This window comes from Pseudomonas sp. F-14 TE3623, from assembly GCF_053629015.1.
In genome coordinates this window covers 4424169-4438534 of the sequence record NZ_JBRJHM010000001.1, presented here as the reverse complement: position 1 = coordinate 4438534, position 14366 = coordinate 4424169, and the positions used below count along the sequence as shown (strand labels likewise).

14 protein-coding genes are annotated in these 14366 nt (G+C 60.7%); 4 read left to right on the top strand and 10 right to left on the bottom strand.

All coding sequences use genetic code 11. From position 1 onward, the window contains the following. Positions 1 to 14 precede the first annotated feature (14 nt). Genes AB7M29_RS20515 through AB7M29_RS20500 form a run of 4 tightly spaced genes read right to left on the bottom strand, consistent with a single transcriptional unit; the run spans position 15 to position 3644 of the window. Positions 15 to 1145, bottom strand: coding sequence for an aminomethyltransferase family protein (locus AB7M29_RS20515; RefSeq protein WP_454247717.1), 1131 nt, complete (start codon positions 1143 to 1145; stop codon positions 15 to 17). A 34-nt stretch (positions 1146 to 1179) separates the two neighbouring features. Then, positions 1180 to 2196 (bottom strand): heme-dependent oxidative N-demethylase family protein, encoded by a 1017-nt coding sequence (locus AB7M29_RS20510; protein WP_454247716.1) that lies wholly within the window; start codon positions 2194 to 2196, stop codon positions 1180 to 1182. Positions 2197 to 2205: 9 nt separating this feature from the next. Further along, positions 2206 to 3135, bottom strand: a complete 930-nt coding sequence (locus AB7M29_RS20505; RefSeq protein WP_454247715.1) for a PDR/VanB family oxidoreductase — start codon at positions 3133 to 3135, stop codon at positions 2206 to 2208. Continuing rightward, a complete protein-coding gene (locus AB7M29_RS20500) occupies positions 3132 to 3644 on the bottom strand; it encodes a dimethylamine monooxygenase subunit DmmA family protein (protein WP_454247714.1) in 513 nt (170 codons plus the stop codon). Before AB7M29_RS20500 ends, AB7M29_RS20505 begins: the two co-directional genes overlap by 4 nt. 189 nt (positions 3645 to 3833) lie before the next feature. On the opposite strand from AB7M29_RS20500, the gene AB7M29_RS20495 reads away from it, so the two are divergent. From AB7M29_RS20495 to AB7M29_RS20485, 3 genes are read left to right on the top strand one after another with little or no spacing between them, the layout of a single operon-like run. Continuing rightward, positions 3834 to 4979: an ATP-binding protein gene (locus AB7M29_RS20495; protein WP_454247713.1), complete on the top strand. Its 1146-nt coding sequence runs from the start codon at positions 3834 to 3836 to the stop codon at positions 4977 to 4979. Continuing rightward, positions 4948 to 5619 carry a response regulator gene (locus tag AB7M29_RS20490; RefSeq protein WP_454247712.1) on the top strand — a complete coding sequence of 224 codons (672 nt, stop codon included), beginning with the start codon at positions 4948 to 4950 and terminating at the stop codon, positions 5617 to 5619. The genes AB7M29_RS20495 and AB7M29_RS20490 overlap by 32 nt, the downstream gene beginning before the upstream one ends. Beyond that, on the top strand, positions 5620 to 6372 hold the full coding sequence (locus AB7M29_RS20485) for a PAS domain-containing protein (RefSeq protein ID WP_454247711.1): 753 nt from the start codon (positions 5620 to 5622) through the stop codon (positions 6370 to 6372). It abuts the gene before it with no gap. A gap of 137 nt (positions 6373 to 6509) precedes the next feature. Here the strand turns inward: AB7M29_RS20485 and AB7M29_RS20480 are convergent, their stop codons facing one another. Then, the gene (locus AB7M29_RS20480) at positions 6510 to 7553 is read right to left on the bottom strand and encodes an LLM class flavin-dependent oxidoreductase (RefSeq protein WP_454247710.1); all 1044 of its coding nucleotides are present in this window, start codon (positions 7551 to 7553) and stop codon (positions 6510 to 6512) included. A gap of 112 nt (positions 7554 to 7665) precedes the next feature. After that, on the bottom strand, positions 7666 to 8151 hold the full coding sequence (locus AB7M29_RS20475; protein WP_128872071.1) for a flavin reductase family protein: 486 nt from the start codon (positions 8149 to 8151) through the stop codon (positions 7666 to 7668). A 325-nt stretch (positions 8152 to 8476) separates the two neighbouring features. Here AB7M29_RS20475 and AB7M29_RS20470 point away from each other — a divergent pair, with 325 nt between their 5' ends. Further along, complete coding sequence (locus AB7M29_RS20470; RefSeq protein WP_454247709.1) at positions 8477 to 9883, top strand: purine-cytosine permease family protein; 1407 nt, start codon at positions 8477 to 8479, stop codon at positions 9881 to 9883. Between the two features lie 525 nt (positions 9884 to 10408). On the opposite strand, the gene AB7M29_RS20465 is transcribed toward AB7M29_RS20470, so the two are convergent. From AB7M29_RS20465 to AB7M29_RS20450, 4 genes are read right to left on the bottom strand one after another with little or no spacing between them, the layout of a single operon-like run. Further along, positions 10409 to 11563, bottom strand: a complete 1155-nt coding sequence (locus AB7M29_RS20465) for an ABC transporter ATP-binding protein (RefSeq protein WP_454247708.1) — start codon at positions 11561 to 11563, stop codon at positions 10409 to 10411. A gap of 17 nt (positions 11564 to 11580) precedes the next feature. After that, positions 11581 to 12390 (bottom strand): ABC transporter permease, encoded by an 810-nt coding sequence (locus tag AB7M29_RS20460; protein ID WP_454247707.1) that lies wholly within the window; start codon positions 12388 to 12390, stop codon positions 11581 to 11583. A 6-nt stretch (positions 12391 to 12396) separates the two neighbouring features. Next, the gene (locus AB7M29_RS20455; protein ID WP_454248742.1) at positions 12397 to 13341 is read right to left on the bottom strand and encodes an ABC transporter permease; all 945 of its coding nucleotides are present in this window, start codon (positions 13339 to 13341) and stop codon (positions 12397 to 12399) included. Next, complete coding sequence (locus AB7M29_RS20450; RefSeq protein ID WP_454247706.1) at positions 13338 to 14363, bottom strand: ABC transporter substrate-binding protein; 1026 nt, start codon at positions 14361 to 14363, stop codon at positions 13338 to 13340. Before AB7M29_RS20450 ends, AB7M29_RS20455 begins: the two co-directional genes overlap by 4 nt. Between the last annotated feature and the right edge of the window lie 3 nt (positions 14364 to 14366).

The window sequence follows — 14366 nt, the reverse complement described above, 5'->3', positions numbered from 1 at the left end:
AAGTGGTTGGAGGCTCAGCCCTTGGCCGTGCGCTTGGTTTTTTCCGGATCGTCGAAGGGCAGGGCGTGGGTCACGGCGGCGCTTTCCTGACTGCCGCGCACCTGCAGGGCAATGCCTGGAACCGAGCAGGTGACGTTCATACGGGCGATGGCCATGGAGCGTTTGCTCAGACGCGAATACATGCCGCAGGTGATCACCCCGACTTGCTGGTTGCCTTGCCACAGGGTGTCGCCGGCTTCGGCGGCGCGCACGCCTTCGAGCAACACACCGGTGATCTTGAAGCGCTCCTGGCCGCGCAGGCGAAAGTGCTCTTCGGCGCCGCGGAATTCGCGCTTGTCAGGGGAGACGGTGAAATCCAGGCCCATTTCCCACAGGGTGTCGCCAGCCTTCTGATCGGCGAAGGGGTACATCTGCGAGTTGTCGTAGGGGAAAAACATCAGCGAGCTTTCCACCCGCAACCAGTCCAGGGCTGTGAAGGCGCACGGGATGATGCCCAGGCCCGCGCCTTGTTCGAGGATCGTGTCCCACAGCGCCGGGGCATCGGCGGCCTTGCAGAAAATCTCGTAGCCGCGCTCGCCGGTGTAACCGGTGCGAGAGATCATCACCGGGCGGTCGAACAGGCGGGTTTGCAGGTGATGGAAGTAAGGCAGTTGACGGATCCCGGGCACGTGCTCGGCGAGAAAGTCCACCGCCAGCGGCCCTTGTAGGGACAGGTCGTGCAGGTCGTCATCGAACAGTACCGCCACTTGCCGGCCCTGGGATGAGCGCACCAGCATTTCGTGGCCGCTGCCGGCACCGTGCACCACCATGAACGCGTTAGGTCCGGTGCGGTAGACGATGCAGTCATCGACGAACTTGCCGTCCTCGTCGAGCATCGAGGCGTACACCGACTTGCCGGGGTAGAGCTTGGCGATGTCGCGGGTGGTTGCCCATTGCAGCAGGCTCTCGGCGTGGGGGCCTACGTAGTGGACTTTTTTCAGCCCGGACACGTCCATCAGCCCGGCCCGTGTGCGGATCGCCTGATGGTGATCGGCGAGGTCGCTGTCGTAGGTCCAGGCAGTGCCCATGCCGTTCCAGTCTTCGAGGTTCGAGCCGAGTGCGCGGTGCCGTTCGGCCAGTGCAGAAATACGCCATGAATGCGTCATGTGAAGATCCTTGTCGGTGAAAGTAGGTCAGAGTTCAGGCTTGCGGGTCGAAGCGGCTAAGCCACTCGACCAGGGTCTGTCGGTAGCGGCTCATGCCTTTGTAATCGGCGATCGGCTCGGGCAAGTCGCGCAGCACACGGTGCAGGCGGCAGCCCCAGCCGGGCTGAGTGACCAACTCATCCATGCTGATCAGGTAGGTGCGGATGCTGAACATCACCCCGTTGCTGCGGGGTAGACGGACCATCACTTGCAACTCGACCCGCAGGTGAACCTGTTGCCCGACGTTCTCGGCGGTGATGCGGCCGCGGTCGGCGCCCCATTCATGGAAAGTCTCAGGGGAGGAGTCCAGGCGCGGGTTGATGGTCAGCGTCCAGTTCAGGCGTCGCACCGGCTGGCCCACCTGCAGGTTGAGCAGGTACTTCAGCGCGCGGTCGAAGATGCCCATCTGGTGGGCCATGGGCACCGGAGAATGCCACTGCTTGAAACTCATGCCGGCGTCGAAGGCCAGGGACCAGTCGGCCGGGCTGGTGACCAGGCCGGCGTCCATGTACAGATCGCCGTCTCGTTGATCGAGCAGGGCGAAATCCCCCTGCACCTGTCGGCCAATGAACTCCAGCGGTTCGCAAGGCAGGGTCGCGGCATCACCGAACACAAAGCGCTGATCGATATCCAGCAGGGTGTTGCGCCAATGCCAGTGCTCAGCGTCACGCTCAAGGGTGAACCACTGCGGATAGTCGGCGGCCAGGTGCTCCATGAGCATCTGCAGCGCATCCCAGGCCGCCACTTGCATGTGCGGCAGCACCAGGTAGCGGCGTGGATCCTTGTCCAGCACCAAGGCGCGTTCGGCCATTTCCGAGCGGTAGTGTTCGTCGATGTCGAACCCGTGCTGGTAGATCGAGCCGGGATCCCGGGAAGTCGCCGGTTCGATGTTCACCGAATACAGGTAGCTGTCCTCGGTGAAGGGGAAAGGGAAACGACTGATGGCAGCTGGGCTGTTGCGAAAGCTGAAATCGTCTCGATAGCTCTGCACGGGGCTTGGTTGAATGGTCATGGTCGACTCCTAAAGATCCAGCGAAACGGTAGGGCCGCAGCCGCGGGAGACACAGGGCATGAGAAAGTCGGCCTGCTCGGCGGGGCTCAGGAAACTGTCGCGGTGTTCGATATCGCCGCCCACGTGGCGGGTCATGCATTGGCCGCAGGCCCCTCCACGGCACAGGTTGGGGATCTGCAGCCCGGCGGACTCCAGGGCTTCGAGCAGGCTCTGATCGGGGCCGACCCGCAGGCGCCGGCCGCTGCGCAGCAGTTCCAGCTCGAAGGGCCGGCCCGGTTGTGCGGCATTGAACGCTTCCCAGTGCACACGGCTGGACGGCCAGCCGAGTGCCTTGGCCTGTTGCCGAACCGCGTCGAGCAACGGTTGCGGGCCGCAGGTGTAAACGTGGCTGCCCAGCGGTCGATCACGCAGGATGTAGCTCAGGTCCGGGCGGCTGGCGTAGATGTGCAGGCGCGATCCCAGCCGCTGTTGCAACGCCTCGACATAGGCATCGCTCAGGCCCGGGCGACAGAGGTAGTGCAATTCGAAGTGAGCCTGGCGTTGTTCCAGGGCCGCGATGTAGGCCATGAACGGCGTGATGCCGATGCCTCCGGCGATCAGGATGTGCAGGCTGGCGGTAGAGTGCAGGGCGAACAGATTGGCCGGTGGCGAGATCTCCAGCCTGTCGCCGATCCGGACCTGCCGATGCAAGTAGTGAGAGCCGCCGCGGGAGGCCTCCTGCAGGCGTACGGCGATGCGGTAATGCTGGTTGTCCGCCGGGTCGCCGGTCAGTGAATAGGCATTGCGCACCTTGCCCTCGGCCAGCGGCAGGTGAACCTGCACATGACTGCCGGGGGAGAAAGCCGGCAGGGGCCCGGCGCACGTCTGCAGGGTGAATTCGCGCACCACTGGGGTAAGCATCCTTGCCGCACTGACCCGCACTTCGATGACGGCGCTCATGACCGAACTCCGGCGTAAGGCTGGTCGGGGTTGGTGCAGACACCGAGGTATGCCCCGAGGCGGCGGGAAAAGTGCTCCCGGACTTCCAGTCCGACTGCGCAACCGATGCAGCTCAGCAGCGGCTCCGGCCCGGCGGCCTGAGTCAGGCCGCAGTGCACGCAATACACCTGGCGCTGGCCGGCAATCGTACGGGTGATGTCGATCTCGTCATCTTCCAGTCCGGCGCTGCGGGCCTCGCCGTGGATACGCCAGATAAAGGCCTCGTCGCCCATGATGTAGAGATGGCTGCCGACGGTAGCGCTAACCAGCACCTGATGCAGGCGGCGGGAAAAGTCGGCGCTCTCGCCATTCAGCACCAAGGGCTGTTCCAGTTCCCCGACAAAGGGCGTGCAGACGGCCGCCGATTGCATGACCACGATGTGCCGGGTGACGCTTTCACGAGGCAGCGGTTGTCGATAGCACGGGAGGCTGTGAAGTCGGTCCGGGGCAGCGCTGTGTCTATCCGTCATGTGGGCTTTCCTGGCGTTGAACTGGGAATTTGTTTCCTGTTGGGGAAGATACTTTCCTATGGGGAAAATCTTCTCAATCCGGAAAAAGGGCTATGCCTTTGGAGATAAGCCCTGAACAACGCCCGTCCGGGGCATGGAAGTTGCTGGTCTTTGCTCAAGGCTGAGCAACCGGACGGGGAGTTATCGATAGTGCGAACACGACCGCAGTGGTGGCCGCTCTGGTTGGGGCGTATCCGCCCCGAACAGGCACGCAGCGTGCGCAAACTACTGACCGGATTGCCCTTGTGTCAGGTGCACGCTGACGGTGCCTTGTCGGGTTTTCTGGACCGTTTCGAAGCAGTGTTGCCGACCTGCAAACTGAATCTGATCCTGGGCGGCGAAGACTTGGGGCCGGCGCGGCGCGGATTGATCGAGGGCTGCCAGGACGTGGAACGCTGCCCTTGGCGTGATTCGACACTGGATGATGCGGCTCAGGTCTGTGGCCCTTGTCGGCAACAAGGCGTTCATCGCCTGGTGTGTGCCTTGCCGCAAAGTGATGATTCGAACAAAGGGGTGTTGTTGCTGGATACCCCTCAACCGGTCCACGCAAGCTGGCGCCAGTTGCTGGAAGAGGCGGCGCAGGCGGTCGGCGTCACCGTGCGCTTGCGCTGCTACACCCGTGAGCAACAGCGCAAACAGGCGACCTCCCGGCACGGCGCCCTGGCTCGTGAGTTGCACGATTCGGTGGCTCAGCAGTTGGGTTATCTGTCGTTCCAGGCGCGTTTGCTGCAGTCGCAGTTGGGCGAGCCTGCGCACGCCAACGCCGCGTTGCAGGAACTGTGCGGCGGCTTGAGTCAGTTGCAGCGTCAGGTGCGGGAGCTGATTACCAGCGCTCGTCTGACCATGGACGGGCGCTCGCTGCGTCAGGCTCTGGCCGACTCTGTCGCTGAGTTTTCGCGGCGCTGCATCATCGTTTTTGAACTGGACAATCGCCTGGCCGACGATGCTTTGGGCCCGGAAACCGAATTGCAGATTCTGCAGATCATTCGCGAGGCACTGGCCAACGCGGTACGCCATTCCCATGCACGGCATGTGCGCATCGAGTTGCGGCAAAACCAGGACGGTGATGCCTCCGTTTCGGTGGAGGATGACGGCATCGGACTGAGCCCGGCGTCAGGGGAGGAAAACCATTTCGGCCTGGCGATTATCCGCGAACGCGCCGCGAGCATTGGCGCCCGACTGACCATTGAGGCGATCCGCCCACACGGGGTTCGCGTACACCTTGGCCTTCGCTGCCACCAAGACCTGCCAGAGGGGAGTTTCGATGGACTGCACGACCTTATTACTGATCGATGATCACCCGTTGTTTCGCAAAGGCCTGGCACAGCTGTTCAGCGCCAGCGACGACTTCGAAGTGGTGGGGCAGGCCGCCAGCGGCCGCGAAGGCATCAACCTGGCGGTGAGCCTGGCGCCGCAGCAGGTCTTGCTGGATCTGCACATGCCCGGCTTGAGCGGTTTGCAGGTGCTCGATGAACTGCGTCAGTTGCGCCTCGACTGTCAGGTGGTGGTACTCACCGCATCGATGGACCGCGCCGAGCTGTTGACGGCCCTGCGCCTGGGCGCCAGTGGTTATGTGCTCAAGGAAACCGAGCCCGATGCGTTGTTGGCCTACATGCGCAATTGCCACAAGGGCGCGATCGTTCTGGATTCAACCCTGATTGCGCTGCTGGCCGATCAGGGGGAGTCGGTGACCCGGCCTGCGCACGATGCGGATCCGCTCGACACCGGCAACCTGACCGAGCGCGAGGGGCAGACCCTGGCCCTGATCGCCGCCGGCATGAGCAATAAACAGATCGGCCGGGAACTGGGGATCAGCGATGGCACGGTCAAAATATATGTGAGGAATCTCTTGCAGAAGCTCAGCCTGCACTCGCGCCTGGAGCTGGCGGCGTGGGTGCACAACGTCGCATCGGTAAGACACGAGGAGCGTCATTAGATGATGGAACGGCCAGAGGCATTAGTGCAGACACTGCCATCGCACTTGATGGATCGCTTTCCTGCGGCGCTGCTCGAACTGCGCGATAACGGTCAGATCGCCCATTTCAATCTGGCCTGGGTCGAGCTGATGGATCTGCCGGGTACGGAACGCAACCTCATCGACTATGTGCACCACGAAGACCGTTCGTTGTGGCGTCAGGCCCTGCATGAACTGCGTCGGCACCCCGAAACCTCCTTCAACCAGCGGCTGCGTTTTGTTCACCCTTCGGGGGAACTGCGTTGGTTCGACGTCAGCCTGAAGCGCGGGCTTCAGGCTTTCTATCTGGTGGCCGGCGACATCACTGCGCACAAGCGGCGCGAGATTGCCTTACAGGCCAGCCAGCGCAGCAGCATGAGCCTGCTCGACAGCATGCCGGGGCTGATCTATCGCGGCCGCAACAACCGCGACTGGACCATGGAATTCGTCAGTGCCGGTTGCCTGCAACTGACCGGGTATCCACCGGAGCGGCTGGTGGACAACCATGAGTTCACCTACAACAGCCTGATCCTGGCCCAGGATGCCGATTACGTCTGGCGCGAGGTGCAATATGCCCTGTCACGGCAGGAACCGTTCGAACTCAATTACCGGATACGCTGCGCAGATCAGTCGATCAAGCATGTTTGGGAAAAGGGAGTGGGGATTTATGCCGACACCCGGGAGGTGCTGGGTATCGAGGGGGCGATTTTCGAGCGACGGGCGGGTCAGCCCTGAAGGGCGATGAGGTTTGTAATGCACAGCAAATCAGGTGTGTACGGGCTTTCTCGCGAGAGGGAGTGTCAGTCGAAATCAATGTTAACTGATACACCGCCTTCGCAAGCAAGCCCGATCCCTATATAGAACTCTGGGTATTATCGAAACGCGGGAACGACCTGCTTGATAAACAGCTCCAGAGATTTTTTCTTCTCTGCATGGGGCAAGCTGTTGTCGCACCAGAAGCTGAACTCATCGACCCCGAGTTCCTGGTAATACTTGATGCGCGGGATGATTTCTTCCGCGGTGCCGATCATGGCAGTCTTGTGTAGGCTCTCCAGCTCGAACTCCGGACGAGCGGCGAATTTTTCTTCCGGGCTCGGCGCCAGGAAGCCGTTGACCGGCACTTCCTTGTTGCCGAACCAGGCATCAAAAGTGCGATAGAACTTTGAGATTGCCTTGGCCCCGACTTTCCAGCCTTCCGGTTCATCGGCCGCGTGGACGTGGGTGTGACGCAGCACCATCAGTTGCGGGCGTGGTACGTCCGGGTTGTTATCCAGGGCAGCCTGGAACTTGTTCTTCAGGTCGAGGACTTCTTCGTCGCCTTTCATCAGCGGCGTGACCATGACGTTGCAACCGTTGGCCACGGCGAAATTGTGCGAGTCCGGATCGCGGGCGGCAATCCACATCGGCGGGTTGGGCTTCTGGATCGGCTTCGGCACGCTGGTGGAGGTGGGGAATTTCCAGATGTCACCGTCGTGGGCGTAGTCGCCTTGCCACAGGGCGCGAACCACTGGAACCATTTCCCGCAGCGCCTGACCCCCGGAAGAGGCAGGCATGCCGCCGGCCATGCGGTCGAACTCCACCTGATAGGCGCCACGGGCCAGACCGACTTCCATGCGACCGTTACTGATCACGTCCAGCAATGCGCATTCGCCGGCGACTCGCAACGGGTGCCAGAACGGCGCGATGATGGTGCCGGCGCCGAGGTGAATGGTGGTGGTCTTGGCGGCCAGGTAGGCCAGCAGCGGCATCGGACTCGGCGAGATGGTGTATTCCATGGCGTGGTGTTCGCCGATCCAGACGGTGCTGAAACCGCCGGCTTCGGCCATCAGGGTCAGTTCGGTCAAGTCTTCGAACAGCTGACGGTGGCTGACGCTTTCGTCCCAACGTTCCATGTGCACGAACAGGGAAAACTTCATGACGCTTACCTCGGATCTTTTGTTGTTGGCCGGTCGATCGAGAGTCGACCGGGCTGATTATTGGAGTCTGGATATTCGCGATGTACGCAAGCTATCTCTGAGTATTGTCGAATCAGGCGAGCACGGGCAGGGCACCCATCTTGCCGTGGCAATACACCAGTGGCCCGGCGTTGTGCTGGGGCACGATCAGGTTCTTCACCGCGCCGACCATGATCGCGTGGTCGCCCCCTTCATATTCGCGCCACAGCTCGCATTCGATCACCGCCGTAGCATTGGCCAGAATCGGGTTACCCAGTTCGCTCAAGGTCCATTCGATGCCTTGCGCCTTGTCTTTGCCTTTGCGCGCGAAAGCATAGGCTTCGCTCTGCTGGCCGCCGGACAGGACGTGAATGGCAAAGCGTTTGTTCTTGATCAGTACCGGATAGGAATCGGAGCTGTAGTTGGGGCAGAACAGCACCAGGGCCGGGTCCATGGACAGCGAGCTGAAGGCACTGGCGGTCAGGCCGACGATTTGGCCGTCGTCATCCAGCGTGGTAATCACAGTCACCCCGGAAGGAAACGAACCCATCACTTGTTTGTAGATGGCGGCATCGATCATGGGACGGTCCTCTGGCGGTGTAATGCGGGTTTTTATGTGTTTGTAGGTCTGATGGTATACCGTAATACATAGTTTGCAAGGGCTTTTTTTTCGACCCGATAAACGTACTCCTTGGGTCTTTAAGTCAATGTTTACGGGGCTTTTAGCCCGTCTCTGCAGGCACTGAGGCGCCACGATTACGAGGCAGATGGGCGCTAAAAGACCGGATCAGTCTTGTTTAAAAGATGGAATACCATAATATGGTAGGCATCTGAGGGGTAGCCGAAGAGCTCCCCCGGTTTGGCTTAGTACAACTATAAGATCAGACAAACTAGAGTTCATGCACATGCCCCAGATGTCCCGGCAAGACCCCCTGATCGAGAATCACACGGTCGATTACGTCCCACTCGCGGAACGCCACGGGAAGGCCCGCGACCTTTTCACATTATGGTTCAGCACCAACATCGCGCCGTTGCCCATCGTGACCGGCGCCATGGTGGTTCAAGTGTTCCACCTTGACCTGTTCTGGGGGCTGTTGGCGATTGCGCTCGGGCATATGGTCGGCGGTTTGGTGATTGCCCTGGCGTCGGCTCAAGGGCCGCGCATGGGGATTCCGCAGATGGTGCAGAGCCGCGGCCAGTTCGGCCGTTACGGTGCGCTGTTGATCGTGTTCTTTGCGGCGATCATCTACATCGGCTTTTTCATCTCCAACATCGTCCTGGCGGGCAAGTCGATTGTCGGCATCGCGCCTTCGGTTCCGGTGCCGGCGAGCATCCTCATCGGCGCCTTGAGCGCCACCGCGATCGGGGTGATCGGTTACCGCTTCATTCACACCCTTAACCGCATCGGGACCTGGGTCATGGGCAGTGCCTTGCTTGCCGGTTTCCTTTACATCTTCGCCCATGACCTGCCGGCGGACTTCTTCACCCGTGGCGGTTTTAACCTGTCGGGCTGGCTGGCAACGGTGTCTTTGGGGATCATCTGGCAGATCAGTTTCTCGCCTTATGTGTCGGACTACTCGCGTTACCTGCCGGCGGATATCGGGATCGCCCGTCCGTTCTTCGCCACGTATCTGGGCGCGACCCTGGGCACCATTTTGTCGTTCACTTTCGGCGCGGTGGCGGTACTGGCCACTCCGGAAGGCACTGAAGCGATGGCTGCGGTGAAGCAATCCACCGGGTGGTTGGGACCGATTTTGATGGTGCTGTTTCTGCTCAACATCATCAGCCACAACGCCTTGAATCTGTATGGCGCCGTGCTGTCGATCATCACCTCGATCCAGACCTTCGCCAGTCAATGGACGCCGAGCATCAAAGTGCGCGTGGTGTTGTCGAGTGTCGTGCTGGTGGGTTGCTGCCTCGTCGCATTGGGCGCTTCGGCGGATTTCATCTCGCAGTTCATCGGGTTGATTTTGGCGTTGCTGCTGGTGCTGGTGCCTTGGGCGTCGATCAACCTGATTGATTTCTATCTGATCAAGCGTGGCAGTTATGACATTGCCTCGATCTTCCGTGCGGATGGCGGGATTTACGGGCGGTTTAATCTGCATGCGATTGTTGCGTATTTCATCGGGATTATCGTGCAGCTGCCGTTTGCCAATACGTCGTTGTATGTCGGGCCGTATGCCAATCTGGTGGAAGGTGCTGACCTGTCGTGGCTGGTGGGGTTGGTGGTGACTTGTCCGTTGTATTATTGCCTGGCTACCCGCAGTCAAGCGCAAGAGCGTAAAGCCACCAGCCTCGGTTATGCCGATTAATCAAACCTGTCTTCTGTTCGTCTGAAATGCCCGGCCTGTGCCGGGCATTTTCGTTTGGATGGCGAACAGAGAGGGGAGATGGAGGTGCACATTTGATCGGTACCGAGCTTGAATCCTGTGTCCACTAAAGATTCATTGCGTGAGCTTGCTGGAGAAAGCGGTTGGTCATGCGACGACGGTGTTGGCTGGGTGGTGGTATTCGCGAACAGGCCCCCCACATTTGATCGGGGCGGGGTAGGGATGCTGTGTTCGCTGAAGGTCTTTGCGGGAACGGGCTTGCCCGCGAAAGTGCGAAGTCAGACGACTGCGTGGTTGGCTGAAGGATGTGTTCACGAGGGAGGTACGCATCGGCTCGGGGCAGGGCACGGATGCTGTGTTCGTGGCGATCTCGGGGGGCTTTGCTTGTGAAAGCGATGAGTCAGGCAGAGGAGGTAGTGAGATCAAAAAAAGGCCGCTGCAACCCGACGTTGCAGCGACCTGAGGGTGACAGTTGAATCACGGCCCACGGGCATGGGCTGGTGAGGGTTAATGGGCGCCAGCAGCCTTGTTCAGATCACTTTCAGCCCATTCGGTGTACACGCAGGCATCCGCAGTGGCCCAGCGCACGCGCACCGGGTCGCCAGTCTTCAGCTGCATGCCGGCGGCGGAGAGCGCCTTGACGGTCATCGAGGTGCCGCCGGAAGTCATCACCGTGCAGGTCTGGCTTTCACCGAGAAACAACACTTCACCGACAATCGCCGACACTTCATTCCAGCCTGCCGCGAGCGGTTCCTGGCGCGCTTGCTCAACGCTCAATGCCAAAGCCTTTTCGGGGCGAACCATCAGCAACACATCCTGATTGGTTTGCAGTCCTGCGGTCAGTCGAATCGACAACGATTGCCCTTCAAACGTAGCGACCGCATTGCCCTGAGCCTTGAGCTTGAGGAAGTTCGAGTTACCAAGGAACGAAGCAACAAAGGCATTCGGTGGATTCTGGTACAGGTCAAAGCCGCTGCCCAAGCCGACAATCTTGCCGTGGCTGAATATCGCGATGCGCTGGGACAGGCGCATGGCTTCTTCCTGGTCGTGGGTCACGTAAACAATGGTGATGCCCAGACGCCGATGCAGCTGGCGCAGTTCATCCTGTAAGTCTTCACGCAGTTTCTTGTCCAGCGCACCGAGCGGTTCGTCCATCAGCAGAATGCGTGGTTCATAAACCAGCGCCCGAGCAATCGCCACACGTTGCTGCTGGCCGCCGGACAGTTGCGAAGGGCGGCGATGGGCGAACTGTTCCAGCTGCACCAGTTTGAGCATCGCATCGACCCGGCGCTCGCGCTCGGCGCTGGCCAGTTTGCGGATCGCCAACGGGAATGCGATGTTGTCGCGCACTGACAGGTGCGGGAACAGCGAATAACGCTGGAACACCATGCCGATGTCGCGCTTGTGCGGCGGCACGTTGACCAGCGATTGGCCGTTGACCAGGATCTCGCCGCTGCTCGGGGTTTCGAAGCCGGCGAGCATCGACAGCGTTGTACTTTTACCTGAGCCGCTGGAGCCAAGAAATGTGAGGAATTCACCGTCCTTGATGTCCAGCGAGATGTTGTCCACGGCGGCAAAATCGCCATAGTACTTGTTCAGGTTGCGCAGGCTAACCAACGGTTGGTCGCTCTGTTGCGCGGAATCTTTGATCACTGCACTCATGTCGTACTCCTGGGCGCTCAGGCGCTGATTGGATTGCGCCGGCGAAGGGCGGCGGCGATCACCATGACCAATACCGAGAGGCCGATCAGCAGCGTCGAGGCGACGGCGATCACGGGCGTCAGGTCCTGGCGCAGGGTGGTCCACATTTTCACGGGAAGGGTTTGCAGGGTCGGGCTGGCCATCATCACGCTCAGCACCACTTCATCCCAGGACACCAGGAACGCAAACAGGGCGCCGGCCACCATGCCCGGACGAATCGCCGGAAAGGTCACCTTGAACACCGCCTGCAGGCGTGAGGCGCCACAGATCACCGCGGCATCCTCGATCGACTGATCGAACAGCTTCAGCGAGTTGATGATCGAGATGATGGTGAACGGCAACGCAACAATGACGTGGCTTACCACGAAAGCGAACATCGTTCCGGTGTAGCCCAGTTTGAGAAACAGCGCGTACACCGCCACCGCGATGATCACCAGCGGCACGATCATCGGCAGGGTGAACAGGCCGTAGAGCATTTCCCGTCCTGGGAAGCGTCCGCGCACCAAAGCGAAAGCGGTGGGCAAGCCCAGGGCCACAGCAAAAAATGTGGTCAGTACCGCGACCTTGAGGCTGGCTACGGCTGCGTTCATCCAGTCGGCGTTGGAGAAGAACTGGCCGTACCACTTCAGCGTCCAGCCCGGTGGCGGGAAGACCAGCCACTGGGAGGAGCCGAAGGACAGCAGCACGATGAACACGATCGGCAGCAGCAAGAACAGCGCGATCAAGCCCGTGGTGAAGTAGAGCCCGAAACGCATCCGGCGGCTCATGGCATTGGGGGTCAGGAGCATGACGGCTTACCTCGCGTTGCTGGCGCCAACCGGTGATTCCGGCTGGAGCTTCAGGTAGAAGTAGAACAACACCAGCGTAATGACGATCAGCAACGCGGCGCCGGCGCTGGCCAGGCCCCAGTTGAGGAACGATTGCACCTGCTGAATGATGAACTCGGGCAGCATCATGTTCTGCGCACCGCCCAGCAACGCCGGGGTGACGTAGTAACCGAGCGACATCACGAACACCATCAACCCACCGGAGAACAGCCCCGGCCGGCACAGCGGCAGGAACACCCGGAAGAAATTGGTCCAGGGGCTCGCGCCGCAGATCGAACCGGCCTGCAGGATCATCGGGTCGATGGCCTGCATGGTCGCCTGCAGCGGCAGCACGATGAACGGGATCATGATGTAGCTCATGCCGATCACCACACCGGTGAGGTTATGCACCATCTCCAGCGGTTGATCGATGATGCCCATCGCCATCAGCGCCTTGTTGATCACCCCGGAGGCTTGCAACAGCACCAGCCAGGAATAGGTCCGGGCGAGGAGGCTGGTCCACATCGACAACAGCACGATGTTGAGGATCCAGCGCCCCCAGCCTTTTGGCACCAGGGTGATGGCCCAGGCCAGTGGAAAGCCGAGCAGCAGACTGAACAATGTCACCAGTCCGGCCACCGAGAAGGTGTTGAGCAAGACCCGGGCATACGCCGAGTTGGCGAACAGCTGCTCGTAGTTGCCCAGCCCCGGCACTGGCTCCAGCACGCCGCGCAACAGTAACCCAATCAGCGGCGCCAGAAAAAACAAGCCGAGGAACAGCAGGGCGGGAATCAGGTTGCTCGCGCCACGCCAGCGCTGTGCCAGTGAAGGGGATTGGTTCATCGCAGCCGCCTTGCCGAGTGCCGAGCCGGCAGCGCCAGTGGCGCTCCCGGTCTGCGTGGGTTGGCGGGACGCAGTTGCCGTCATTTTCATTTGACCAGCCATTCGTTCCACCGTGTCGCGATGGCCGGACCGTTTTTGGCCCAGTACGCGAAATCAAGAGTGATTTGATCCTTAGCGTAGGCAGTCGGCAGGTTAGGGGCCAGCACCGAATCCAGGCGCGCCACGCTGTCGACGTTGACCGGCGCATAGGCGGTCAGGTTGGAGAAGTCAGCTTGTCCTTTGGCGCTGCTGGCATTGGCCAGGAACTTCATGGCCGCAGCCTTGTTTTTTGTCCCTTTGGGCACGACCAGAATGTCGGCCATGACCAGGTTCTGTTTCCAGCTCACGCCCACCGGTGCGCCATCTTCTTGCAGGGCGTGGATCCGGCCGTTCCAGAACTGCCCCATGCTGGCTTCGCCAGAGGCCAGCAACTGTTGCGACTGGGCACCGCCGCCCCACCAGACGATGTCTTTCTTGATGGTGTCGAGTTTTTTGAAGGCGCGATCCAGGTCCAGTGGGTAGAGCTTGTCGGCGGTTACACCATCGGCCAGCAGAGCCAGTTCAAGCACGCCTGGGCTTGGCCATTTGTAGAGGGCGCGTTTGCCGGGATAGGTCTTGGTGTCGAACAACGCGGACCAGTCCTGAGGTTTGCTGGCACCGAGCTTGCCTTCGTTGTAGCCGAGGACGAAGGAGAAGAAGAACGAGCCGACGCCGTGATCGGAGACAAACCGCGGGTCGATTTTGTCGCGCTGGATGACCGAGAAATCGAGGGGTTCTAGCAAGCCTTCGGCGGCGGCGCGTAGGGCGAAATCGGCTTCGACATCGACCACGTCCCACTGCACATTGCCGCTTTCGACCATGGCTTTGAGTTTGCCGTAGTCGGTCGGACCATCCTGGACCACGGTGATGCCGCTGGCTTTGCTGAACGGATCGGCCCAGGCCTGCTTTTGCGCATCCTGGGTGCTACCGCCCCAGCTGACGAAGTTGACGCTTTCGGCCGCCATTGCCACGTGACTGGCCGTGGCCAGTAAACCCGCGAACAGTACTGCGGTTGCACGTTTGTTCAACACCATTTT